The sequence below is a fragment of the Ignatzschineria larvae DSM 13226 genome (assembly GCF_038500265.1).
Classification (GTDB): domain Bacteria; phylum Pseudomonadota; class Gammaproteobacteria; order Cardiobacteriales; family Wohlfahrtiimonadaceae; genus Ignatzschineria; species Ignatzschineria larvae.
Window position 1 is genome coordinate 2,254,745 of record NZ_CP150637.1, and the last position, 26,065, is coordinate 2,280,809.

The 26,065-nt window shown below is 41.2% G+C and carries 17 protein-coding genes; 8 read left to right on the forward strand and 9 right to left on the reverse strand.

Going from position 1 to position 26,065, the window contains the following annotated elements:
• Window positions 1–490: 490 nt before the first annotated feature.
• Complete coding sequence (locus WMO13_RS09340) at window positions 491–2,002, forward strand: carbon starvation CstA family protein (protein ID WP_026878862.1); 1,512 nt, start codon at window positions 491–493, stop codon at window positions 2,000–2,002.
• Between the two features lie 318 nt (window positions 2,003–2,320).
• Here the strand turns inward: WMO13_RS09340 and WMO13_RS09345 are convergent, their stop codons facing one another.
• The 3 genes from WMO13_RS09345 to WMO13_RS09355 form a co-directional block, all read right to left on the reverse strand.
• On the reverse strand, window positions 2,321–2,911 hold the full coding sequence (locus tag WMO13_RS09345; RefSeq protein WP_034855634.1) for a uracil-DNA glycosylase family protein: 591 nt from the start codon (window positions 2,909–2,911) through the stop codon (window positions 2,321–2,323).
• Between the two features lie 413 nt (window positions 2,912–3,324).
• Window positions 3,325–4,305: a peptidoglycan-binding domain-containing protein gene (locus WMO13_RS09350; RefSeq protein ID WP_169727766.1), complete on the reverse strand. Its 981-nt coding sequence runs from the start codon at window positions 4,303–4,305 to the stop codon at window positions 3,325–3,327.
• 113 nt (window positions 4,306–4,418) lie between these two features.
• The gene (locus WMO13_RS09355) at window positions 4,419–5,426 is read right to left on the reverse strand and encodes an IS30 family transposase (RefSeq protein ID WP_342386846.1); all 1,008 of its coding nucleotides are present in this window, start codon (window positions 5,424–5,426) and stop codon (window positions 4,419–4,421) included.
• A 332-nt stretch (window positions 5,427–5,758) separates the two neighbouring features.
• Between WMO13_RS09355 and ubiA the strand changes: the two genes are divergently transcribed.
• The 3 genes from ubiA (at window position 5,759) to WMO13_RS09370 (ending at window position 8,182) form a co-directional block, all read left to right on the forward strand.
• On the forward strand, window positions 5,759–6,631 hold the full coding sequence (gene ubiA / locus WMO13_RS09360) for a 4-hydroxybenzoate octaprenyltransferase (protein WP_026879513.1): 873 nt from the start codon (window positions 5,759–5,761) through the stop codon (window positions 6,629–6,631).
• An 80-nt stretch (window positions 6,632–6,711) separates the two neighbouring features.
• Complete coding sequence (locus WMO13_RS09365) at window positions 6,712–7,317, forward strand: cob(I)yrinic acid a,c-diamide adenosyltransferase (protein WP_026879514.1); 606 nt, start codon at window positions 6,712–6,714, stop codon at window positions 7,315–7,317.
• Between the two features lie 37 nt (window positions 7,318–7,354).
• Window positions 7,355–8,182: a 4'-phosphopantetheinyl transferase family protein gene (locus WMO13_RS09370; RefSeq protein WP_026879515.1), complete on the forward strand. Its 828-nt coding sequence runs from the start codon at window positions 7,355–7,357 to the stop codon at window positions 8,180–8,182.
• Window positions 8,183–8,304: 122 nt separating this feature from the next.
• Here the strand turns inward: WMO13_RS09370 and WMO13_RS09375 are convergent, their stop codons facing one another.
• A complete protein-coding gene (locus tag WMO13_RS09375) occupies window positions 8,305–8,634 on the reverse strand; it encodes an H-NS family nucleoid-associated regulatory protein (RefSeq protein WP_026879516.1) in 330 nt (109 codons plus the stop codon).
• Between the two features lie 104 nt (window positions 8,635–8,738).
• Window positions 8,739–10,940, reverse strand: a complete 2,202-nt coding sequence (gene rlmKL / locus WMO13_RS09380; protein WP_026879517.1) for a bifunctional 23S rRNA (guanine(2069)-N(7))-methyltransferase RlmK/23S rRNA (guanine(2445)-N(2))-methyltransferase RlmL — start codon at window positions 10,938–10,940, stop codon at window positions 8,739–8,741.
• Between the two features lie 486 nt (window positions 10,941–11,426).
• Between rlmKL and WMO13_RS09385 the strand changes: the two genes are divergently transcribed.
• Window positions 11,427–12,971 carry a succinate CoA transferase gene (locus WMO13_RS09385; RefSeq protein ID WP_026879518.1) on the forward strand — a complete coding sequence of 515 codons (1,545 nt, stop codon included), beginning with the start codon at window positions 11,427–11,429 and terminating at the stop codon, window positions 12,969–12,971.
• A 384-nt stretch (window positions 12,972–13,355) separates the two neighbouring features.
• A complete protein-coding gene (locus WMO13_RS09390) occupies window positions 13,356–14,714 on the forward strand; it encodes a sodium-dependent transporter (protein ID WP_026879519.1) in 1,359 nt (452 codons plus the stop codon).
• Window positions 14,715–15,020: 306 nt separating this feature from the next.
• Here the strand turns inward: WMO13_RS09390 and WMO13_RS09395 are convergent, their stop codons facing one another.
• Window positions 15,021–17,444 (reverse strand): heavy metal translocating P-type ATPase, encoded by a 2,424-nt coding sequence (locus tag WMO13_RS09395; protein WP_270049133.1) that lies wholly within the window; start codon window positions 17,442–17,444, stop codon window positions 15,021–15,023.
• Window positions 17,445–17,501: 57 nt separating this feature from the next.
• A complete protein-coding gene (locus WMO13_RS09400; protein ID WP_026879520.1) occupies window positions 17,502–17,936 on the reverse strand; it encodes a CopY/TcrY family copper transport repressor in 435 nt (144 codons plus the stop codon).
• Window positions 17,937–18,346: 410 nt separating this feature from the next.
• Between WMO13_RS09400 and WMO13_RS09405 the strand changes: the two genes are divergently transcribed.
• Complete coding sequence (locus WMO13_RS09405) at window positions 18,347–18,946, forward strand: nitroreductase family protein (RefSeq protein WP_026879521.1); 600 nt, start codon at window positions 18,347–18,349, stop codon at window positions 18,944–18,946.
• Window positions 18,947–19,349: 403 nt separating this feature from the next.
• On the opposite strand, the gene proP is transcribed toward WMO13_RS09405, so the two are convergent.
• Window positions 19,350–20,843 carry a glycine betaine/L-proline transporter ProP gene (proP, locus tag WMO13_RS09410; protein WP_026879522.1) on the reverse strand — a complete coding sequence of 498 codons (1,494 nt, stop codon included), beginning with the start codon at window positions 20,841–20,843 and terminating at the stop codon, window positions 19,350–19,352.
• An 858-nt stretch (window positions 20,844–21,701) separates the two neighbouring features.
• Here proP and WMO13_RS09415 point away from each other — a divergent pair.
• Window positions 21,702–22,001 (forward strand): hypothetical protein, encoded by a 300-nt coding sequence (locus WMO13_RS09415; RefSeq protein WP_026879523.1) that lies wholly within the window; start codon window positions 21,702–21,704, stop codon window positions 21,999–22,001.
• A gap of 153 nt (window positions 22,002–22,154) precedes the next feature.
• Here WMO13_RS09415 and metH read toward each other — a convergent pair whose 3' ends face one another.
• A complete protein-coding gene (metH, locus tag WMO13_RS09420) occupies window positions 22,155–25,823 on the reverse strand; it encodes a methionine synthase (protein ID WP_026879524.1) in 3,669 nt (1,222 codons plus the stop codon).
• Window positions 25,824–26,065 lie beyond the last annotated feature (242 nt).

Genomic DNA, 26,065 nt, shown 5'->3' on the forward strand with positions numbered 1-26,065 from the left:
CTATGTTCGTTTCTTTATCACTAAAAACAGCCTATTCATCAAGATGCATCACGGCTAGCGCCTATTGTCGGTTTACGGGTAATTGGTCAATATCAACCCATTCCCGCAGCCGGTCGAGTCTCTATTTTAGTACATTTTGCTTATTTTCCATAATGCCTGATTTAACAGGAATTCTAAAAGGCACTAAAAACCTGATTCTGAGCATCTTTTCCCCGAAAAATTTCATTGAAAAATCAGCCCATTGAAAATACTCTATTAATACAAATTATATGTTTTAGTTTAATTTTCGAGTTTAATTTTTGATTTAATCTCAGGATAAGCAAAGTTGTGCCAATGGTTAATGGAGTTGAAAGAATTTTAGACCCTTAAGCCACATTAAGAGTCATATCAACATATAGTCATATACTTTTAATCATCCCCCTTTGGTTCTTGAGTTTATTAAGAGATTAAAAATAGGTGATCTGTTCCATATTATTCGGAGGAAACACATATGTTTACATTCCTTGGCGGCATTGTATTACTAATTGTCGGCTACTTTACCTATGGTAAATTTGTCGAACGGGTTTTTGGTGTTAGTAAACGACCAACGCCAGCTTATACTAAAGGCGATGGTGTGGATTATGTCCCTATGACTAACCGCAAAAACTCGCTCATTCAGCTCCTCAATATTGCCGGTGTAGGTCCTATTTTTGGCCCTATTTTAGGAGCACTTTACGGACCTGTCGCCTTTATCTGGATCGTTTTCGGCTGTATCCTTGCCGGCGGTGTTCATGATTATCTTACAGGAATGATCTCTATCCGTAATCGCGGCGCGCATTTACCAGAACTTACCGAAAAATTCTTAGGTAAATCAATGCGCCATATCGTTAATGCATTTGCCTTAGTGCTTCTAGTGTTAGTAGGAACCGTCTTTATTACTGCACCGAGCACATTACTGTACGATCTCATGGGTGGGCATGTCAGTATTGTGATTATCATCATTGCCATCTTCATCTACAACATTTTGGCAACCCTCCTTCCTATCGATAAAATTATCGGTAAATTCTATCCATTCTTCGGAATCCTATTAGTCCTCAGTGCTATCGGAATTGGTGTAAGTCTGCTCTTTTCGGGTAAAGTGGGCAATATCCCTGAGCTTACGCTCGAGAACTTAAACCCTCGTGGTACTGCTATTTTCCCACTTCTATTCTTAGTGATCTCTTGTGGCGCGCTTTCTGGCTTCCATGCAACGCAATCACCTATTATCTCCCGTACAGCACAAAATGAAGGTCATGGCCGTCTGATCTTCTACGGAATGATGATTGCCGAAGGAATCATTGCGATGATCTGGGCAGGCGCTGGAATGGCGATGTTCTATGAACCAGGCACACCTTATGGCACTGGCTTAAGTGCAATTCTTACACAAGCAGGAGAAGATCCTGCAGTTGTGGTCAGTAAAATTGCAACGATGCTGCTTGGTAGCGTAGGTGGTACAATTGTTGTCCTCGGCGTCATTATTCTACCGATCACTTCTGGCGCAACGGCCTTTAGAAGTGCCCGTATGATTGTGGCAGACTACCTCAAAATGGGGCAAGAGAAGATGTCTCATCGTTTAGTCATCGCGATTCCACTCTTCTTAATCGCTGTAGTACTCTTACAATTAAACTTCGATATCCTATGGCGCTACTTCTCTTGGGCAAACCAATCAACAGCCGTTATTGCCCTCTTCGTGGGTGCCATCTACCTCTATATCGGTGGTCGTAACTATTGGATCTCGCTTTTACCGGGCGTCTTCATGTTGATGGTGACAACAACCTATATCCTTGAACAGCCGATCGGTTTTAATCTTCCTTCAACCACTTCACAAATTGGCGCGGCGATTATTACTGTCATCTTAGTAGCGCTCTTTTTCTGGCAAGCAAAACGGCAGAAAGCCCGGGGCATTCCTCTTGCAGAAGATTTAACTGGCTGGGACGGTACATCAGATGATAAAGGGTATGACTTTACCTGCAAAGGTCTCTAAGTCAAAAGGCATTTGTAAAAGTCACAACTTTATAAATTAAAGACTTTGTCAGGTAACAACCTATTAAAAGTCGCAAGCAATAACCCCAAGTCTTAGACTCGGGGTTATTTTATAGTATAGTAAATTTGGTTTAAGAAAAATGGTTTTAAACAGCACTTGCAAGATGCCGGATAGAATGGCTTCCTTACTTATTACAGCCGATGCGCCGGCATTTAAATAATGCTTATTTTGAACCGACATTACTATATATCCCAATACTTTCTACTTATTCAGTGAATACGCTAGATGTCTATGAAATATTCTTGCTTACCCTACTTTTTACCCTTGTAAAATCTTCGCTACCCGCCGTTGTAATTCAGGAATCACCTCTGTTTCAAACCAAGGATTTTTACGCTCCCAAATACGATTGCGAGGCGATGGATGCACCAACGGGAAATATTCCGGTAGATAATCCCGATAATGCTGCACGATCTCTGTCAATGAAACTTTACTTGGTTGCTGTAAATAGCGATGAACTGCATAATTTCCCACTAACAGGATTAATTCAACATTCGGCATTAATTGTAATAGTCGTGGATGCCATTTTTCTGCAAACCCTTTACGAGGTGGAAGATCCCCTGATTTCCCCTTTCCTGGGAAATAGAAATCCATTGGCAAAATAGCAAATTCAGAACGATGGTAAAAATCCTCTCGACTCACATTGAGCCATTCTCGCAAATGATCCCCGCTAGGATCATTCCAATATAGTCCACTCTCTTCTGCCCGCTTCCCTGGCGCTTGCCCCACAATCACAATCTTGGCTTGTTTATTTACACTATACAAGGGGGCAATCCCTTGCTGCTCATAAGTTGCGTTCATCGGATCTGCTTTAATGTCTGCAAAAATAGCCGTAAATGAATCTTTTTTCATCTCAATCCTCAATAAGCTAAAAATAGAACATCTAATTCCACTCACTATACCACTGATAAATAAAGAGATATCTACTATTAAAAGGAATGAATTACACCATGAATAGTAAATTTGGTTTAAGAAAAATGGTTTTTAAGCCACTAGCATGGGATTTTAAAAGAACATGAAACCTCACTAAGCAACACTTGCAAGATGCCGGATAGAACGGCTTCCTTGCCTTGATCAACCGATGCGCCGGCATTTCAATAAGCTTATTTTGAACCAATCTTACTGTAGAATATTTTTTGCTACGCCCTTTTGACTACTCTTCTACCACTATCAAACCTCATCAGAAACAGATGATAGATCTCTAATCATCAATTAATTAGAGTTGACCAATTTGCAGACTTTCGGGGTAATGGGCTCATCCAAATTTAACTAAAATAGGCTTCTGGCAACTTTAGCATGTGCCACAATTTTGTGGTCATAATGCCATTGGCTAAAACACCTTTTGCTTGCTGTAACTGGTAGAGCGCATAAGCAGTATGACCGTTAAAATAGCCTTTATCAATCAATACTTCGTCCAGCAAGCCCTCTTTGAGTAGATATTCCTGCAACAGACGTACCGCATATCCGGTGGAACCTTGTAATAATTCAGGTGCACTATCGCCAGCAACGATGTTCTCTAATTTTCGGGCGGAGGTCAGTAGATAACGATAGGATTGCCCTACTTCTAAAGGGGATGGCATGGCAGATTGTCCTGATAATATCCGAAATTGTTGATAATATCCGTTTGGCATCTCCGGTGGACAATGATCTCCTTCAATCACCTGACAACCCGCAGAAGCAAAAGAGATTCCTTGTGGTTGAGAACTTGTTTGTGCGCTATGGATATTATCATTCACAATGCCAAGTGTTCCCTTGCCATTTCTAAGCCGATATTGATGATCTGCTTGATAAAAACGCCAAGCAAAAACAGGTTGGAGTCGAGTTAAGCGGAATGCCCCCTCTTCAAAGGGCCGATTATGCGGTTCATGAGCACCAATACGATAATCATATGCGCCCATTCCTAGACAATTCGCGATTGCCTCTTTCGGGGAATCGATCTGCTTTTGTTGCCAATATTGATGAGGGATAGTGGAAGCAGGGAACAGCGCAATTTTGCCATTGGTTAAATCCCAAATCCCCATTAAGCACCGAAGATTCTCACCATCTAAAATCGATTCAACTAGGGTCACCTCTGAGCTAAATTGCCCATACTCTCCTGCCACTAAGGTCGCCCCTCGAATTCCAAAAAGCACCCGTTTACCGATTAGAGTATAGGCGGAACTTTCAACCAAACGAGCCAATGATGCACTACTAAAGGTAAAGGGTTGAAAAGAGGAAGAAAGAGAGAGATGTGCTGTATCGATCATAGCCATTACCTTACATATTATCTGATGCTAAATGGAGCTCTTACTGTATCATATTTTAAGCGCTGATTATTACAACCCTATATCTCCTTGAGTTCCAATTTCTAACGCAACAGTTAATGTTTCGTCATCTGAGTAGCTTCATATTCCTTGTGAAATAGTTCTGTAATAACTTCGATAGGCGATCTAAAATTAAAGCGTTTTCGAGGTCGACTATTGAGTGATAGCGCTATTTCATCAAGCTCTTCCTGACTATGAATAGAAAGATCTGTCCCTTTGGGCAAGTATTGTCGTATCAAACCATTGATATTCTCATTACTCCCTCTTTGCCAGGGGCTATGGGGATCACAAAAGTAGATAGCAACTCCCGTATTTTGCGTGATTTGAGCATGATAAGCCATTTCTTTCCCTCGATCATAGGTCATTGTTCGTGCAAATGTTAAAGGTACTCGATTGAGTGCTGCGCTAAACCCTATAACGGCAGAGGTTGCGGTTGCATCTTCCATTTTGATTAACATAACATAACCACTAGTGCGCTCAACTAATGTGCCGACAGCTGAAGCGTTGCCTTTTCCTTTGATCAAATCACCTTCCCAATGTCCAGGTGTTAAACGATCTTTAACTTCTGGAGGACGTAAGTGAATACTTACTAAATCAGGAATTTGCCCTCTTCTATCCACAGTTCCTTTTCGGGGTTTTCGTGTGGTACGTCCTTGCCTTAAACATTGGAGTAATTCTTTTTTTAATTGGCCAACGGGTAAAGCATACAAGGCATTGTAGATTGTTTCTTGGCAAACATAGTAACTAGAATTAGCCATCTTTTTAAGTACCCCGGATATTTGTTCAGGAGATAATTTAGCACGTAAACACTGTTCCACAAAACCAAATAAGACCGTTCCTGGCGTTAGTTTTTCATCAGGGGCGCATCTCTTTCTAGCTTGTAAATAGGCGTACTGTGCCTTTGTTGCAGCATAGTGATCTTTATCCTCAACTCTTTTTAACTCTCTGGAAATTGTCGAAGGCGATCGGTTTAGCTCTTTAGCAATGGTTCGAATACTTTTATTAAGTTGTATACCAACTTCAATATTGATCCGTTCATTAAGTGATAATCTTGAATAGTTCATGGCAACATTTTACTCCTTAAGTAAGTGTTGCGCTAGGAATTGGATTCCGCCCTCAGATATCTATATCTTAGAGCTATCTATCTAAAATCTCTGCCTTAGCCCTCTGTCTCTAACCATGCGATTTTAACTATCTGCCTATTCTATTCTGCATATTATAAGCTGTATAATGTGGTATGGTAACAAGACGGTACTCTCTCTTAATCAAAATTTCGCTAGAGACAACCGCTATCTCCTGATAGAAGATTTCGTGAAATTAAAATACCGTTTTTTGGCGATCGATATTTCATCAATCCATACATTCATCCATAAATAGACCGATACAGAGTATTCTGATGCTACAAATTCAACATATCCCTTACTATTTACAGCTCATGCGAGTGGAAAAACCTATTGGTAGCTATCTTTTAATGTGGCCGACATTATGGGCCATTTGGATGGCAAGCGAAGGAGCACCGCAAGCACACATTGTGGTGATCTTTATGCTCGGCGTATTTCTGATGCGTTCTGCAGGATGTGTCATCAATGATATTGCCGATCGGGATATTGATAAACATGTTGAGCGAACTAAAGACCGTCCTTTAACTGCCGGGAAAGTCAGCTTAAAAGAGGCGATTTCACTCCTTGTTTTATTAGTGGTGCTCTCCGGCATTCTAGCGCTTTTTCTCTCTTGGAAGACATTACTACTCTCTATTCCGGCGCTTTTAATTGCGCTCTCTTACCCATTTATGAAACGATTTCATTCACTGCCACAAGCTCATTTAGGCGTGGCCTTTGCCTTTGGGATATTAATGGCCTTTATGGAAATTCAAGGCAGAATTCCGGCGGTGGGCTATCTCCTTTTTGTGACCAACATTCTATGGACACTGATTTATGATACTGAATATGCAATGAGTGATCGTGAAGAAGATAAAGCGCTCAATATCAAATCCTCCGCCCTGCTATTTGAAGCATTACTGGGTAAACGGGATTATTATCTGATTATCGCACTACAGATCCTGATGGTTTTATGCCTCATCATCATCGCACTACAGTTACAAATAACAACCTACTTCCTGTGGGCCATTTTATTTGTCATCATTCTGTTTTATTATCAAGTTACACTCATTAAAACACACGATAAAATACGTTGCTTTCAAGCTTTTTTGCACAATCATTACGTGGGATTAGTGATATTTATTGGGCTTTTCCTCAATTATTTACCATAACTATTTCAGTCATAAGAATTTCAACAACCCTACAAAATAGTACGGATTTTACAGACAATAACAAAAGGATAGAGGACATTATGGGACATCGTTTATCGAAGATTGTGACAAAAACCGGCGACAATGGCACAACGGGGATTACCGGTAATATTCGCCTTGAGAAGTATCATCCACGCATTGAAACCATTGGTTTAATTGATGAACTCAATTCGCTACTCGGTGTGGGTATTGCCCATCTTCATCAAGAGATTGCCCATTACGAAGGTAATAATGCACCTCAATCGGCAACGCAACTTCGCACTATTGAGAAAGAGTGGTCTTTTATTCAGCACCTTCTCTTTAACATTGGTGGTGAGCTCTCAATGCCCGGCATCGATCTGATCAAAGAAGATCATGTGACTAAATTGGAAATCGCACTCACTGAATACAATGAGAATCTTGCGCCACTTAAAGAATTTATTCTCCCCGGTGGTTCACTATTAGTCGCACAAACACACTATATCCGCGCGATTAGTCGCAAAGGTGAACGAGCGCTTTGGGCACTTAAAAGTCAAGATGAGCAAGTCAATGAGTACTCACTCAAGCTTCTTAATCGCTTGTCGGACTATTTCTTTGTCATGGCCAGAACGATTGCAAAACTCACCCATACAGAAGAGATCTTCTGGAATGCTGAAATTGAGTTATAACCAGTTATAACCTGTTATAACCCTTAAAATTGCCATTATGACCCCATCATCGATCACTGTTAATAGAAATCTAGCAGAAGAAGCACCGCGAGTCTTTCTACTCAATGTGGATGAGGCCACTATTGATTGGGCACACAAAAATTACCCTCAATTCTTCAATGAAAAATTGAGGGGGAAACGGCAAATTAGTTATCTTTTAAGTCGTGCACTACTACTACATGTTTTGCAAAATTATTACGATTTCAAAATACTACCTGAACTCGCCTATTCTGCCCATGGGAAACCATACTTCCCAACTTGCAATATCAGCTTTAACCTCACCCATACAGATCAGTTTCTAGGACTTCTGATTACCAGAGGTAATCATCCATTAGGCATCGATATTGAAACAATAAAACCCCGACGAAACTTTGCCGGATTGCTACAAAAAACCTTTTCAATCACCGAAATCCAATGGATTTTAGGGTTAACCGAACAGCCGGCACTCCCTCTCCAAAAGAATTTAACGCTATCACCTGAAGCGATAGAACGTTTCTTTCTTCTGTGGTCCGCAAAAGAAGCCTATCTCAAAGCTGATGGGCGAGGCTTACAAGCCTTACACACACTTCTTCTAAAGCCTAAGCATCAAATAATGCAAGGCGATCTACAAGAGGGGACGCTTCTACTACAGACTTTAAACCATCAAAGGAGCGCGACAAAGAGCGCATTTGCTCTTTATCTCCCCACTTCAATGATTGAGTCTACCTGTATCACAGATCTCTCTAACGATCCTGCTGTACCTAGCAGTACAACATTCTCCTCGCATTTTTGGCAAATCATTATGCGAGAAATCTCTCATAATGAAACGCCAACTCTTTCACTTTAGCCAAAATCTACTAAATTGCCTTTCATCGCTATCACTATTCAATAACTCGTTACTAAATCTTACGATCGAACCTTAAACTATTGAACGTGTTACTACTCATTGTTTAACGCAATGGTACAAAATTACTCTTCAGTAGCGAGTAGAAAATCTTCTTTGCTTGCGCCCGCTTCTACTTTCTCTTTCATCCAAAGAGGCATTTTGCCACGACCACTCCAGAGTTGCTCAGGATTATCAGGATTACCATATTTCATAGGTACCTTGCGCCCTTTACGACCCACTTTATCTCTAAATACATCGTGGAACGAGAGTCCTGAATGATCTAATAGCTTCTCAATCTCTTTACGAACTTGCTCCGCTTCAGCAGCACGACGACTCTCAATCTCTTGACTTAATTCAGTAATAAGCGTCTCCATCTTGTCAATACTTAGTCCATCTAAATCTAAATCTTTCATCACTTACATGTCTCCATTCAATAAAATGACTATTTCCAATAATCTTTATCTAATTATAACTAGCAAAACTAGTTATTACTATTATATAAATTATATTAATAACATTAAATATTTATTTTATGTTTAATCAAAAAACATTGTCTAATTTTCGGATTCCGTTTGAAATCCTCGGGTAATGTTTTATTAGAAATATCCGTAATATCAAATATTTCCAATAATTCACTATCCATTTTAAACCGCCGCAGATTTGTCGAAAAAAGAAGCACTCCTTCATGCGCTAATAGACGCATTGCATCACTAATCAGTGCTATATGATCTCTCTGGATATCCAATACATCTTCCATCCGTTTAGAATTTGAGAATGTAGGAGGATCCATAAAAATCAAATCAAACTTATCTTCATTTCGTTTCAATAACGGCTTTGCACGCATCTTCTCTACACGTTCTTTGAGCCATTTCAGCACATCTGCTTGGATTAACGCATGACCATCGAAATGCCCATTGAGTGCCAAGTTTTGATCTGCCCAAGCTAAATAGGTGCGAGAAAGATCCACTGAGAGCGTATTTAATGCGCCCCCATTTGCGGCATGTACAGTCGCACTTGCGGTATAACAGAAGAGATTTAAAAAACGTTTTCTCTTTGCCATCTTACCGATCATCATTCGAACTTCCCGATGATCTAGGAAGAGTCCTGTATCGAGATAATCAGTGAGATTCACAAGTAACTCTGCACCACCCTCCTTCACCGGAAAGAGCTCTCCCTCCGATTCAGAAAGCTTCTCATACTGCCTTTTTCCCCGTTGTTTTGCCCGCTGTTTGATGTGAATATCTTTAGGAGTAATCCCATCTACAACATGAGGAATCAGCTGTACAACTTTATTAAAACGCACTTCAGATAGCTTCTTGTCCACTGTCGAAGGCGCTTCATATTCATAAATTACGATCTGATCGTTATAAAGATCAATCGCAACATTAAATTCCGGGATATCGGCATCATAAAGCCGATACGCCTCAATATTTTGCCGCTTAGCCCATTTTGCTAAATGTTTATAATTCTTTGTGAGGCGATTCATAAAAGCATCGCCCCCATCTTCAAGTAAGGTTTCTAAGGCAACACGGCGATCATTCGCATCTGCCTTTTTTCGGTCAACGAAATATTCAGGCGTAATCTCAAATTGCAGATAAACACAATCAAGCGCCCCATTCCAAAACTTGTTGATCTTCTTTGCCCGAAGCCCCATCACGCGTCCAAGCTCCGGTGAAGAGGTGATCACGCCGGCTGTAAAACCTTCATAGCGTTTTAAGAAATCCCCCAAATCTTGATAGGTTTCAACGAGCGTCTCTTTCTCACCTAACCGTTCACCATAAGGAGGGTTCGTAACAATCAATCCTGTAGTCAATGCGGGATCGCGACTATAATCTTGAAATGGCATATGTTTAAAGCACATATTTTTCAAAACTCGCGCACGATCCGCATTGGCTTTAGTAATTCCGATCATCATCGAACTACGCTCAACACCTACTAATTGCCCTTGATAACGCGCTTCCCCTTCAGTAGCTCGTCGTTTAGCTTCTTGATAACAAGCTTCCCAATCGGAGGCATTAAATCGGCGCCAACGCATAAAACCAAAATCATTACGATACAGACCCGGCGCAATATCTCTTGCCATAAGTGCCGCCTCAATCAAAATAGTACCGGCGCCACATAAAGGATCAATAAAATGCTCATGATTCGCCGCTTTTTCCGGCCAATTAGAGCGATAGAGGAGTGCTGCCGCCAGATTCTCTTTAATAGGCGCTGTTCCCTGCTCACTTCTAAATCCTCGTTTATGCAGAGGTTCTCCACTCATATCGAGATAAAGCGTATATTGTTTCTCATCGATATGCAGATAGAAACGGTGATCAGGTGCGTCTAAATTCACATTCGGACGTGTCCCCATTAACTCATTAAAATAATCGACAATTGCATCTTTGACCCGAAGCGCCGCAAAATGCGTATGGATATTCCCCGCCTTTCGCGTTGTCACTTTGGTAGCAAAGGTATCTGTCTCTTTCATATGCGTTGACCAAGAGAAGAGCGAGAGCTCCTCATGCAATTGGTCAAGCGAAATAAACTTCCCAGTTTTAAGCTCTAATAAGACACGCGATCCACAACGAACCCACAAACATGCCCGATAAGCATCTTTAGGTTCTCCTGTGAATGAAACCCCTGTCCCTTCTTCCTTAGCATCTAATCCAAGATCGAGTAGCTCCCCTTTCACAAAAGGTGCAAGCCCTTGGGCACAGGTTATATAAAATTTTGACATAGACTCTCTCAAATAAAGAATTCAATAATTACACTTTAATGAATCAGGTTGTAATAATTCTAAACGATTATTTCGTCATTGCGTCATATAAAATATGGTCATATAACAGTGTCTTTTTATCTTCACTAATTCTATTAACCGTGAAGTATAATACTATATTAGCCCTTACAACTAACACATATTAACAAATAAACACTTAAATTATAAGAAAATATTTAACGAAATCCAAAAATAATTCCAATAATAGGTTAATGATATCGAAATCGTACCTATTATTCTCTATTCTTTGAATCATCACATCCTTCTAAAAAAACTATTTTTATACTTGAAGTATTATCCATTATCTGCCTATATTAATAAATAACCTTTTCATAGCCTAAAATGGATAAAAATAGTGTCTTAAAATAGAGGGTAGCCCCCTTAATGACAAGCTATATTTAAGAATTGAAGCAATAAAGAAGCAATTAACCTTAAAGGATCGACATTATGACAAAAGATTTAAGTAAAAAGATTCGACATGCAGATTTTCTAAACAAAATTGTCTCTGCAGAGGAGGCTGCAAGCTGGATTGAAGATGGAATGACTCTAGGAATGAGTGGTTTCACCCTCTTTGGAGAACCTAAGGTCTTCCCTAGAGCTCTTGCTGAGCGTGGTAAAAAAGAGAAATTTAAAGTGAATCTCTACACAGGCGCCTCTCTCGGCCCTGACGCCGACCAAGCTATGGCTGAGGCGGACATCATTAATCTTCGTGTACCTTATCAAGGGAATCCGGTTCTTCGCAAGAAGATCAATGCCGGAGAAATCAAGTATATTGACCAGCATCTCTCTCATACCGCAGAGACGCTTCGTCAAGGAAACTTAGGGGAGATTGATTATGCAATCATTGAAGCGGCGGCTATTACCGAAGATGGCATGATTATTCCGACAGGTTCAGTCGGAAACTCACCGATCTTTGTTGAACGCGCTAAACACGTTATTATTGAACTCAATACCTCAACGCCGGATAGCTACGAGGGGATTCATGATATCTATATCCCGAAAGATCAAGGGGATAACCGTCAAGCTATTCCTGTTTATGATGATCTAAGCAAGCGCATTGGCACCATCGGTATTAAAGTAGATCCTGCCAAGGTGAAAGGCGTAATCCTCTCTGATCGCCCTGATATTCCATCACCGCTTTTTGAACCCAATGAAGAAACGCAAGCCATTGCGGATAATCTTCTTCACTTCCTCGGTAAAGAGGTTGAAGATGGTCGTTTAGGCCCTAACCTTGCCCCCTTACAATCAGGCGTAGGCTCTGTGGCAAATGCCGTATTGAGCGGTATGGCTAAATCAGATCGCTTCAAAAACCTCACAGTCTCCTCTGAAGTATTACAAGATGGCATCTTTGACCTTATCGATGCCGGCGTTGTGGATTTTGCTGTGGCAACCGCTTTCTCACTCTCCAAAAAACGCGTTGAGAATCTTGCTTCGGATCTTGAAAAGTATAAAGATAAGATTCTATTCCGTCCGCAAGAGATCACCAATCACCCTGAAGTTGTGCGTCGCTTAGGTGTTATCGCGTTCAATACTGCGCTTGAAGTCGATATCTACGGTAATGTCAACTCAACCCATGTAAGCGGTACTCATGTTATGAATGGAATCGGCGGGTCTGCCGACTTTGCTCGTAATGCCCGTATCACCATTTTCGTAACGCAATCAACCGCAAAAGATGGCAAAATCTCGGCAATCGTCCCATTTGTGACCCATGTTGACCATACCAATCATGAAGTTGATGTCATTGTTACCGAGCAAGGTTATGCCGATATTCGCGGTCTTTGCCCTGTAGAAGCGGCTGAGAAGATTATCGAAAACTGTATGCATCCAAAGTATAAACAACAAGCGCGTGACTATTTTGAGCGAGCGAAAAAAGAGCGCGGAGGTAACACGCCTCATCTGTTAGAAGAAGCATTCTCTTGGCATACCAATCTTGCTAAAAATGGCACCATGCTCTTAGATCAAGATATGGTGAAAGCAGAAGCACAAAAATAGTAACAACATAGTAATAACAACATGCAAATGATAAACGTTATCTATTAGATGCCCAAAGATGATTATAAAAATTAATCATTAAGAAATTGTATTTGTAATATCGTAATATCAAAATAAATGAATAAAATTAAACCGGCATAGCGCCGGTTTTTTATTCTTTAAGGGTCGCTTTAAACCCGATAGGCAAAAATAAAACTTCACAAGTTTGACCATTGTGCTACTAATAAAGTAACTTTTATCATTTTTGAACATTTTGTTCTGCTGGCGCACAATCTTATTCTACTAATAGAGGCAATCGAGCACGCTTTGCAACAAGGCTCGTTATAATCTATTCAAAATCAGATAACGTAATAGCAGATGGTTCTGTTTTGGAGGATCTTATTCATGGCTCGCGAAAGCTGGAGCAGCAAACTGATTTATATTTCAACCGTTGCGGGCGCAACGATTGGTTTTGGCGCAACCTGGCGCTTCCCCTACCTTGTTGGTGAAAATGGTGGTGGAGCCTATCTACTCGTCTTTTTTATCGCCATGTTAGTATTAGGTGTACCGATGTTGGTCGCCGAGCACCTTATTGGCCGGCGTCTACATACCAATGTCATTGACTCTTTCAGTAATAAAGAGATTGATCACCCCATTTCAAAATGGTGGAAAGGTGTAGGGATATTAGCCCTTCTAGGCGCTTTTGGAATTCTTGCCTATTACATGGTTCTAGGCGGCTGGGTCATGAGCTATATGGGCGGTATCTCATTTGGCGAAATTGACCTCTCCACACCCCTCTCCGCAGAAGTCACCAAAAACTTCTTTGAGAGCTCGACACATAACGCTTGGAAGATGATCCTCTATACCTTTATCTTCGTCGCTGTAAACTACTATATTCTCGTAAAAGGGATTATTGATGGTATTGAGAAAGTGATCCGTTGGGTCATGCCGCTCTTTTTACTCCTTGTCGTTGCCTTAATGATTCGTGCACTATTTTTGCCAAATGCAATGGAAGGGGTCAAATTCTACATTATTCCTGATTTTAGTAAGATCACTTCACGAGTTATTCTGCTCGCACTCGGACAAGTTTTCTTCGCTTTAAGTATCGGTTTTGGCGTCATGATTACACTCTCATCCTATCTTAGTAAAAAAGAGAATATCGTCAGCATCAGTGTCAGTGCCGGCATCATCAACACGCTGATTCCGCTTGCGATCGGCTTTATTATCTTCCCAGCGCTCTTCTCTGCAGGCATTGAGCCAGCATCAGGACCCTCTCTTGTCTTTCAAGTATTGCCTGCAGTCTTCTCTACAGTCCCTTTCGGTGCCTTCTTTGCAGTACTCTTCTTTTTACTGCTCTTATTAGCAGCGCTTACCACTTCTTTAACTATCTATGAAGTGGCCATCACAACGCTGATTGAAAAGACCAAAATGAAACGTGCGGTTGCCACATTTTTAACCTTAGCCGTAGTCTTTATCTTCGGTAATGTGCCGAGCATTCTCTCAAGTAGCGTATGGCAAGATGTTCATATCTTCGGCATGTCGATCTTTGATGCCTTTGATTACATTAGCGCCAATATTCTCTTTATTACCACAAGCCTACTTTGCGCCATTTTTATCGGTTTTGTGCTTCGTAAAGAGCTTGCAATCAAAGAGATCACCAATGACGGCTCTTGCAATCAAAAAGTGGCAACGCTGCTCTTCTATCATATTAAATATGTGATTCCGGCATTGATTCTGATTATATTTGCCTTCTCCTTTATGTAGAAAGTTCATAAAAGATTCATTACATAAATGATTCATTAAAATAGACAAAAGCGTTTCAAGAAAGGCTCCTTGAAACGCTTTTTTGATGCCTCAGTTAGGGTTGCATTTTTATTTTTATAGTAAATTTGGTTTAAGAAAAATGTTTTTTATGTAGCTAATATAGCGCTTTAAAAGAACATCACACCGTACTAAACAACACTTGCAAGATGCCGGATAGAACAGTTTTCTCGCCTCGATCAGCTGATGCGCCGGCATTTGGATAAGCTTATTTTGAGCCAGTCTTACTATAATATTAATCTTTAGCTATTACTTACCCTCTATTTTCGCCTGCATCGATCCTAATCGAAGACGATTCAAACTGAGAGAATTGAGCAACACACTCACAGAGCTAAAGGCCATCGCACCACCTGCCAAAATAGGACTTAAGAAACCAAATGCGGCAAAAGGAATCCCGATTGCATTGTAAATAAAAGCCCAGAAGAGATTCTGCTTAATCTTACGCATCGTCTGTTCGGAAAGCTCGATCATCTTCGGCAAGCTCTCTAAATCGCCATTCATAATCGTCACATCGCTCGATTCAATGGCGATATCGGTTCCCGTTCCCATCGCAATTCCAGCATCAGCCAATGCAAGCGCCGGTGCATCATTCATGCCATCACCCACCATCGCGACAATTCGCCCTTCTTTCTGTAGACGTGCGATAACATCTGCTTTATTTTCCGGTTTTAATTCAGCCACAATATGCGCTTCATCTAAGCCCACATCTGCACCAATTTTAGCGGCCGTGCGAGCATTATCGCCGGTCAACATCCACACCTCAATATTTCGACTTTGTAGTTTTTCAATGGCTAATTTTGCATTAGGCTTCACAGGGTCAGCAATGGCAATCATCGCGAGAATTTCAGATTCCTCAGATTCAGATATTTGAGATTCAGATGCTTGAGATTGACTGATTTGAGATCCCGCAAGAGCGCCTTTCGAAGCACCGGCCAACAATACTACAGTTTCCCCCATCGATTCATGCTTAGTAATCAAGTCAGCAAATAATCGATCCTCGATCCCTCGTTCTTTCATTAATCGAGGCGAACCTACAAAATAGGATTTCCCCTCAATTTTTCCCTCAATACCGGCACCCACTAAAGCCTTAAAATGCTCAACTACAGGCCGAGATGTGATTCCACAGTATTCTCCATAGCGCAAGATCGCTTTCGCAAGAGGATGCTCAGAATGTGCTTCTAGTGCCACTAATTGGGTTAAGATAGTTGTTTTATATTCAACTTCTGTCGATAGCCCTTCTGTTTCAATAATTCCTTCTACATCAACTTCCATTCCTGCTTTTAAATCCATCTTCGTAGCAAAATGGGTGACTTTTGGCATTCCTTCGGTAATCGTGCCGGTTTTATCTAAAACGATCGCATTAATCTTTGCTGCTCGCTCGAGGGATTCCCCATTTTTAATCAAGATCCCATTACGAGCGCCCACGCCGGTACCCACCATAATCGCTGTCGGTGTGGCTAATCCTAATGCACAAGGACACGCAATCACTAATACTGCCACACTATGAATCAGCGCCGACTCTCCGCTGCCTGTCACCCACCAAGTAATCAATAGAGTTACAAGCGCAATCACTAACACCGCCGGCACAAAGATCGCCGAAATACGATCCGCCACTTTCTGAATCGGCGCTTTACTCCCTTGCGCCTCTTGCACAAGTGCAATGATTTTCGCCAAAGTGCTATCACTATCCATCTTAGTCGCTTGCATCGTCAACGACCCTGATTGATTCACCGTACCACTATAAAGAGGATCTCCCTCCGTCTTATCAATCGGTAGACTTTCCCCTGTTAGCATACTCTCATCAATGGTGGATTGCCCTGAAATGACAACGCCATCTACCGGAATATGCTGCCCGGGATGCACGAGTAACTGATCGCCCACCATCACCGCATCAATCGGTACATCGATCATTCGAGTTTCAATATCTCCATTTGATCGAGTGTATTGCTCTAAGCGCAAAGCTGTTTTCGCCTGTAAAGCCATCAATCCACGAATTGCAGCTCCGGTACGATTTTTTGCCCGTTCTTCGAGATATTTCCCTAAAAGAATCAGTGTAATAATCACCGCACTGCTCTCAAAATAGAGATGTTCGGGATTGCCCCCTAAAAAGCCATTGTAGAAGCTATAACAAAAGGCCGCCGTTGTCCCAAGTGCCACTAATAGATCCATACTCGGTGCTTTTGCTTTAACAGAAGCATAAGCTGCTTTATAGAAGCGCCAGCCGATGATGAATTGAATCGGTGCGGTCAGTAACAATTGCACCCAAGGTTTATGAACAAATGCTACCCATCCGCCATGAAACCCAAGCATCATCGCAATCATGCCTAGTAACATCGGCAGACTCAATATAATGCTAATGATCAGCTGCAGACGCATCTTATGGGCATTTTTTGCCTCATAAGCTAATAATTCCGCTTGGTGTGCATCATCATCCGGAATCGCGCCAAACCCCACTTTTTCCACCATCGCAATAATCTCAGACTCGGTTAATAGTGAGGGATCATATTCAAAGCGCCCTTTTTTACTTGCTAGATTCACATTCGCACGATAAATACCAGGCTTTTTCCCTAAAACCCGTTCAATTCTACCCGAACAGTTGGCACAGGTCATACCTGTAATCGCTAATCGACTAAAGGCTCGTGTATCCATCGATTGTGCCATCTCTCTTTGCATACTCTCTTCCTTTTGCACATGATTTCTTGTAAGTTTACTGTTATTCGATCACTATTGTCACTGCTGCAAATTACAGCGGCATTGCCCTTTAAAACATTGGCAGGCGACTTCAGCTACGCTATTTTTAGTAGCTTTTGCTAAGCTCTGCTGTATTTTTAACAAATCTTCACCTGACAATGGCCAAGACTCTATCAATTCTGCAATTTTAGTCCCTCGTTCTTTATCACAAATAAAGTGAAATAATTCATGTGTTGCGCTATTCCACACTTCTTGTTCTGTGACCAGAGGACGGTAACGATACCGATTTCCCTCCTGCAAGGTTTCTACGCAATACTTTGCAACTAATCTAGACAATAAGGTTTTGGTCGTTGTTGGTCGCCAGTTACGTTTTTTTTGAAAAATTTTGACTAAATCGGCGCTACGAGATTCTCCATTTGCCCATAAAACTCTCATAATTTCCCATTCTGCAGGAGTTATATCTATCGTTTTCATTATTTTGTCCTTTTATCATCCGTAACAAGACTTGACTATAATTGTAGGCCTTAAGATGCCCCTTGTCTACAATCAATACCTTCTTTTTTAAAATTTTTGAATAAATTACCACTAAAAATAACAATAGCTTTATCTAACCGTAGGTCGTTTTACTTTGTATACTCAAATCTATCCCTCCGTCATTGACCGATCATAATTATAATATTTTCGTTTATTAAAAGACTTCAAGCATCATTGATGCCAATTAGGCATGAAAGAATTTCCTAGAGGCTATAGCAACAATAAATGAAAAAGCCTATGATAATTTTATGTGATAACAGAGAATTAGCATTTTGACGATATTGATCAAAAAATACAATGATATACGTCATTCAACTTTCAATTACTTATTATAAGCAAGGAGTTATTCAATGAGTGCATTATTACCATTAGCGACTAAACGCCGTTCGATCTACCATATCGGTAAAAATGTGACACAATCAGCCGCTGAGATCAGCGAGATTGTTCGTGAAATTTCGAAACAAGCACCTTCTGCATTTAACTCACAAAGTTCTCGCGTTGTCGTCCTTTTTGGCGATGAGCACAATGCGCTTTGGGATATCGTAGAAAAAGCCTTAAGCAAAGTGGTTCCTGCTGAAAATTTCGCTCCAACAAAAGCAAAAATAGACTCTTTCCGTGCCGGATTTGGTTCCATCCTCTACTTTGAAGATGAAGCAGTTGTCAAAAACTTACAAGAACAGTTCCCAGCGTATGCCCACAATTTCCCACGTTGGTCAGAGCATGCGCATGGTATTACGCTGTATGGTATCTGGATGGCTTTAGCAGAAGTGAATATCGGTGCCTCCCTTCAGCATTACAATGAACTCATTGAAGCAGAGGTCAAAGCACGTTGGGATATTCCTGAGACCTGGTCAATACGTGCACAGATGCCTTTCGGTTCAATTGAATCACCGGCAGAGCCTAAAGATTTTATGCCGACCGATGAGCGCTTTATCGTCTTTGGCGCATAATCAATTATCACTGAATTAAGTAATACAAAAATAACGTTATTAACCGCTCGTAAGGGCGGTTTTTCTATAGCTATTTAATATATAGTGAGATCGGTTCAAAATAAGCTTATTAAAATGCCGGCGCATCGGTTGATAGAGGCAAGGAAACCGTTCTATCCGGCATCATGCAAGTGTTGTTTAAAAGCCATTTTTCTTAAACCAAATTTACTATACTAATACCGATTCCCTATCGCTATTTTCTAGGCTCTCCTTTTATTACAGATAATAAAAAACCCATTTACCCCCTTAATACAGATGGATAAATAGGTTTTATAACTTCACTTCTAGCATCGATTAAAGGATGGTAATGATTCCATAGATATTTAGTCGCAATTACAAACTCTATAAAACCAGAATCGAATCTTTAGCCATCAATCTCAGGATGTTGATCGATTAAGCGCTCACGGCGTTTTTGCAAACGTTCAATCTCTTCATCAATACTCTCAATACGGCTCTCGATGCGATCATAATGCGCCTGCAAGATCTCTTTTGCCTCACTACGGTCAGATGCAATCGGTGTTTCCCCACGAAGTGGTCGATTAGCTGTCTCTTTCATATTAAAAGTTAAGAAGATTCCAACGCCTGCCGTGACCATTAGGTAGAAAGCCGGCACATAAAGATTACCGGTTAACTCGATTAACCACGCAGTCACTGTAGGCGTAAATCCTGCCACTAAAATAGAGATATTAAATGCCGTAGCCATCGCACTATAGCGTACTTTCGTTGGGAAGATCGCAGGTAGAATTGAAGCCATCACACCGGTAAAGCAGCTTAACATCAACGCTAAGAAAACAAGTCCTAAGAAGATCAAGGCAACATTGCCGGTATTGATGAGATAAAAGGCCGGAATTGCGCCGATTAACATCCCAATACTACCGATCTTAATGAAGACTTTGCGGCCAAATCGGTCACTGAGTAGGCCGACAATAGGTTGGACAAAGAGGATACCAATCATAATGGCAATAATAATTAGAACGCCATGATCGGCATTATAACCTAAGCTATGCGATAGATAACTTGGCATATAAGTTAAGAGCATATAATAGGTGACATTCGTCAGAATCACGATTCCGATGCAAAGGAATACACTCTTAGTATTATTACGAATAATAGTAATAAGCGATTCTTTCTCAACAGGCTCAGATTGCCCTTCAAGCGTATCTGCATGCTTTTGATAAGTAGGTGTTTCATCTAACGCATGGCGCAGATACATCCCTAAAATCCCTAAAGGTCCTGCGATAAAGAAAGGAATTCTCCAACCCCAAGATTCAAAACGGGCATCGCCTAAAAGTGCGGTAATTAAAACAACTACGCCAGCACCTAAAACGAACCCTGCAATTGAACCAAAATCTAACCAGCTACTTAAGAAGCCTCGACGACTATCCGGCGCATATTCCGCTACAAAGATCGCCGCGCCAGTATATTCACCGCCTACAGAGAAGCCTTGTGCCAGCTTCGCAATCAGTAAGAGAATCGGCGCCCAAATGCCAATAGTGGTATAAGATGGAATCAAACCGATCGCAAAAGTACTGACGGACATAATGATAATGGTGACTGCCAGTATCTTCTTACGTCCAAATTTATCCCCTAGGATTCCAAAAAAAATCCCACCGACCGGTCTAACTAAAAATGGAACAGAAAATGTTGCTAATGATGCAACAAGCTGTACACCAGGTGAGGCTTCCGGAAAGAATACCTTCCCAAGTACATAGGCTAAGAAGCCATAAACCCCAAAGTCGAACCATTCAATCGCATTACCGAGCGCAGCTGCGGTAATCGCTTTCTTGAATTGATCCCCTTTTACGATCGTAATATCACTCAATTCCATTGGTTGATGTTGTTTTTCTGTGTCTGTCATAAATCTCCTTGTAAAGTCAATATTCCCTAATGAACCCACGAATTTCTTCTAATACCACTCTTTTTTATTAGGGGAGTCCATGACTATTGACCTGTTGGAAATACCAGTCGCAAACCCTAAACAAGCCCCTGATATCAATAAAAAATGATTATTAAATACGTTACTTTAATTTTTAACTTAGTAAACAATTGATTACTAAAGCAGAAGACAGGATAGCGACCATAGACCTCAATTTGTAATTAATATTTTATTCACAAACATCTAATCTCATTTAAACTTTTAATTAGAAATAAAAGTTCATTGTTGTACAGATTTTTATGTTAAAAAGCACTAAAACCATCCTTTTAAATCTCTCAAATCGATCATTCTCTATATCGATTCCCTCTATTTTGACTTTTTTAAAGGATGTAATGATCTAAAAAATAGCACTACACTGCTTTTCAGCCCTATTTTTCAAATTCTTTTAATTGCCATAATTTGTCATTGGTTACTATTTATACAAAACTTACCCATTCTGATCAGAAATACTCAATCTTTTAAGGATCAATCAGACTATTATTCGTAATACAAGCATACAACTTTTGCCCTTTAGACCATAATTCAAGTCATTGCCATCTAACAGGTTGCGATCTACAGCCTAAAAATTAATATCAGAAATCCTATGATCACTAGGATATAAGTCGTTTCCTATTCTAAATCACTATGAGAAACCCTTTTGGTTACAACGTTGATTGTTGCCTAAAAAGAATTAATGATTTTCTAAGTTGCTATATTAGTAAGAACTTTAAAAGCGTACATTACTCCTACTAGATGAAGGAAATATAATTTTTATTCAATTCGTTACTCAAAGGAAATATTATGAAAAATTTCACTAAAAAAGCTCTTTTAACTATCGCGATTGTTTCAAGTGCTCATATCGCCGTAGCACAACAACTTCCTCCTCAAAAAGTATTAAATGATCTTACAGCAGAGCAGATCAAAGAGATTAATGCATTAGGTGGTATCCCTAATCAAGAAGTTGTATCTCCCGTATATGATTTTAAACTCTCTAAAATTTTAACACCGGCACAGCTTACAACTTATAACCAAAAGAAAGATGGCCCACGTCATCAATCTCCTAATGGTGTAAACTATCAATTTAATATCGATAGTAAATAGATATATGCAAATAATGGATCACTCAATCAATCATGACCTTATTTGTGGATTTATTGATTTATTGAGACTGAATTCATACTAACACCGCAATATCACATATAATAAAGGGATTCGTAAAAATACGAATCCCTTTATTTATAATGATCAATCAAGTTACTCCTCCGGCTCATACCCTAAATTGGGGGCGAGCCATTTTTCTGCTTCTTTGAGATCCCAACCTTTGCGGTTTGCGTAGTCTTTGACTTGATCTCGACCGATTTTGCCAACGCCGAAATAGCCGGCTTCAGGGTGGGCAAAATACCAACCTGAAACGGCGGCCTGTGGATACATTGCAAAGCTATCGGTTATTTCAAGGCCGATCCGTTCCGTAGGGGTTAGTAGCTCCCATAAGGTGGCTTTTTCAGTATGTTCAGGACAAGCAGGATAACCGGGTGCCGGACGAATCCCACGGTACTCTTCACGAATCAAAGCATCATTATCAAGGGTTTCATCAGCGGCATAACCCCAATATTCTCGGCGCACTTTTTTATGCAGATATTCCGCTAAACTCTCAGCAAAACGGTCGGCAAGCGCTTTAAGCATAATGGCACTATAATCATCGTGTTCTGCTTCAAAGGCTTCGATATAGGGTTCAATCCCAATGCCGGCAGTACACGCAAAGGCACCGATATAATCTTCCTCGCCAACAAAATCCGCAAGAGAGCGATTCGGCATACCATTTGGGCGCTCTGTCTGCTGGCGAAGATGATGTAAGCACGCTAGCTCTTCCGTTCTGCTTTCATCTGTAAATAGAATAGTGCTTTCACCGGCATTTTGCGCAGGGAATAGCCCAATCACCGCTTTTGCAGTTAACCAATTGCCCTCTAAAATTTGAGTGAGCATCTTCTGCGCATCGTGATAGACCTTAGTTGCCTCCTCACCGATCACCTCATCTTGCAAGAGATCGGGGAATTTCCCCCGTAATTGCCATGAGGCAAAAAAGGGTGTCCAATCGATTGTATCCACTAATTCAGAGAGCGGTACTTCAAATTCAAAAATCCCCAACTGTTTTGGCTTCACAATGGCATCAAAAGTGAGTGTTAATTTATTCTCAACTGCCTGATTAAAAGGAATTAACTTAATATCGCGCTGCCGCTCTAAATATGCTTTTCGGCGCTTTTCATAATCCGCTTTAACATTCCGTTTAAATTCATCCCGTAATTCTGGGCTAATTAACGACTGTGCAACCCCCACAGAGCGAGAAGCATCGCGGACATGTATCACTGTATGGCTATATTGTGGGGCAATGCGTACCGCCGTATGGGCAAGTGAAGTAGTTGCACCGCCAATCATCACCGGGATATCAAGCCCTAAGCGTTCCATCTCTTTCGCAAACCCCACCATCTCTTCTAGTGATGGTGTGATTAAACCGGAAAGCCCGATAACATCCACTTTCTCTGCCAAAGCTTTTTCGATAATCGCCGGCGTTGGCACCATAACGCCCATATCGATCACTTCAAAGTTATTACACTGCAACACAACGCCCACGATATTTTTACCGATATCATGCACATCGCCTTTGACCGTTGCCATCAGAATTTTGCCATTTGATTGACTCGTATCGCCAAATTTTTTCTTCTCTTCCTCGATAAAAGGAATCAAGTAAGCCACTGCTCGCTTCATAACGCGCGCCGATTTTACCACTTGTGGCAAGAACATCTTACCATCGCCAAATAGATCGCCGACAACGTTCATACCGGTCATTAAAGGCCCTTCGATTACCTCAATCGGTCGGGCAAAACTCTGCCGTGCTAATTCAGTATCTTCCTCAATATAACTATCAATACCATTCACTAAGGCGTGAGTTAAACGCTCTCCAACCGGTAATTCCCGCCACGCAAGATTCTCCTCTTTACGCTCTGCCCCCTCACCTTGATATTTTTGTGCAAGCTCTAATAATCGCTCACTCGCTTCAGGATTGCGATCAAATAAGACATCTTCAATACCATCCCGTAATTCTTGTGGGATATCCTCATAGAGCGCTAATTGTCCGGCGTTGACGATGCCCATTGAAAGGCCTCGTGCAATAGCGTGATAGAGAAAGACCGCGTGAATGGCTTCCCGTACAAAGTTATTCCCACGGAAAGAGAAAGAGACATTGGAAATGCCACCTGAAATATGCACATAAGGGAGATTTTCCCGAATCCATTTTGTGGCTTCTAAGAAATCTAAACCATAACGATTATGCTCAGGAATCCCCGTTGCTACGGCAAATACATTCGGGTCAAAGATAATATCTTCCGCCGGGAAACCTACTTCATTCACAAGAATATGGTACGCTTTTGAGCAGATCTCTACGCGCCGTTCATAATTATCCGCTTGTCCATCCTCATCAAATGCCATTACAACAATAGCGGCTCCATATTTTTTGGCTAATTTCGCTTGGGCAATAAAAGGTTCAAGTCCCTCTTTCATCGAAATAGAGTTGACGATCCCTTTCCCTTGAATACATTTGAGCCCCACTTCTAAAATCTCCCATTTAGAAGAATCCACCATAATAGGCACTTTTGAGATATCCGGCTCAGAGGCAATCAGATTTAAGAAAGTGACCATCTCCGCTTTAGAATCAAGCATGCCCTCATCCATATTGATATCGATGATTTGCGCGCCATTCTCCACTTGATCCCGAGCAACTTCTAAAGCTTCGGTATAATTTTTCTCTTTAATCAATCGTTTAAAGCGAAGAGAGCCGGTAATATTGGTTCGCTCTCCCACATTGGCAAAGAGCGATTGCCCAATCGTGAGATTACAAGCCTCTAATCCCGATAAACGTAATGATTTGGGTTTCTCTTCCGGCACTCTAGGGGCGATACCGGCGACTTTTGCTGCGATTTGGGCAATATGCTCCGGCGTGGTACCACAGCAACCGCCGACAATATTTAAAAATCCCGATTTTGCCCACTCGGCCATTTCAGCCGCCATCTCCGCAGGCCCAAGATCATATTCGCCAAAGGCATTCGGTAAGCCGGCATTAGCATGCGCCGAGAGATAAAATTCTGATATCCGCGATAATTCAGCCACATAGTTCCGTAGCATATCAGGGCCTAGCGCACAGTTCAGCCCTATTGAAAATGGCCGAATATGACGTAGCGCATTGTAGAATGCTTCTGTCGTTTGACCGGAAAGTGTTCTGCCTGAAGCATCCGTAATCGTCCCGGAAATCATCACCGGCAGACGAATATTACGGGTTTCAAAGATCGTTTCTATCGCAAAGAGCGCGGCTTTAGCATTGAGCGTATCGAAGATCGTTTCCACCATCAAAATATCAGAACCACCATCCATTAAGCCGGCAAGTGCTTCAAGATAACCCTCTACTAATGCGTCAAAACTAGTATTACGAAACCCAGGATCATTAACATCAGGCGAGATCGAAGCTGTTTTACTCGTTGGGCCTAAAACCCCGACCACAAATCGAGGTTTCTCCGGCGTTGAATATTCGGCGCAAGCCTCTTTGGCCAATTGCGCGCCAGCAAAATTGAGCTCATAGGCCAGCGCTTCCATCCCATAATCGGCCATCGACATTCGGGTAGCATTAAAAGTATTCGTTTCTAATAGATCAGCGCCGGCTTCGAGATACGCGCGATGGATATTGCGAATAATATCGGGCTGGGTAATAGAGAGCAGATCGTTATTACCTTTGAGATCTTGTGGCCAATCGGCAAATCGTTCCCCACGGAAATCGGCCTCTTCTAAACGGTGCTTCTGGATCATTGTTCCCATTGCACCATCTAAAATTAAAATCCGTTGGGTGACTAAAGATCTCAATTGTGCTGCTACATCCATTACTGCTCCTCGCGTTATCTTCTGCGTTATTTATTTTATTTTAGGATTCACAATTCTATCACTTCACAAAGAGAACGATATGGATCGCCAAAATAGGCGCTATTTGATCGATTAAAATCCGTCCTATGTCTCTCTATCAAGTAAAAACCGTACTGTTTCATATCATTATGCAAGCCGATTGGAATGTCTATCATTTTTTATCAAAAAATAGAAAGCGCCCTTATACAAAAACGCTACTAAGA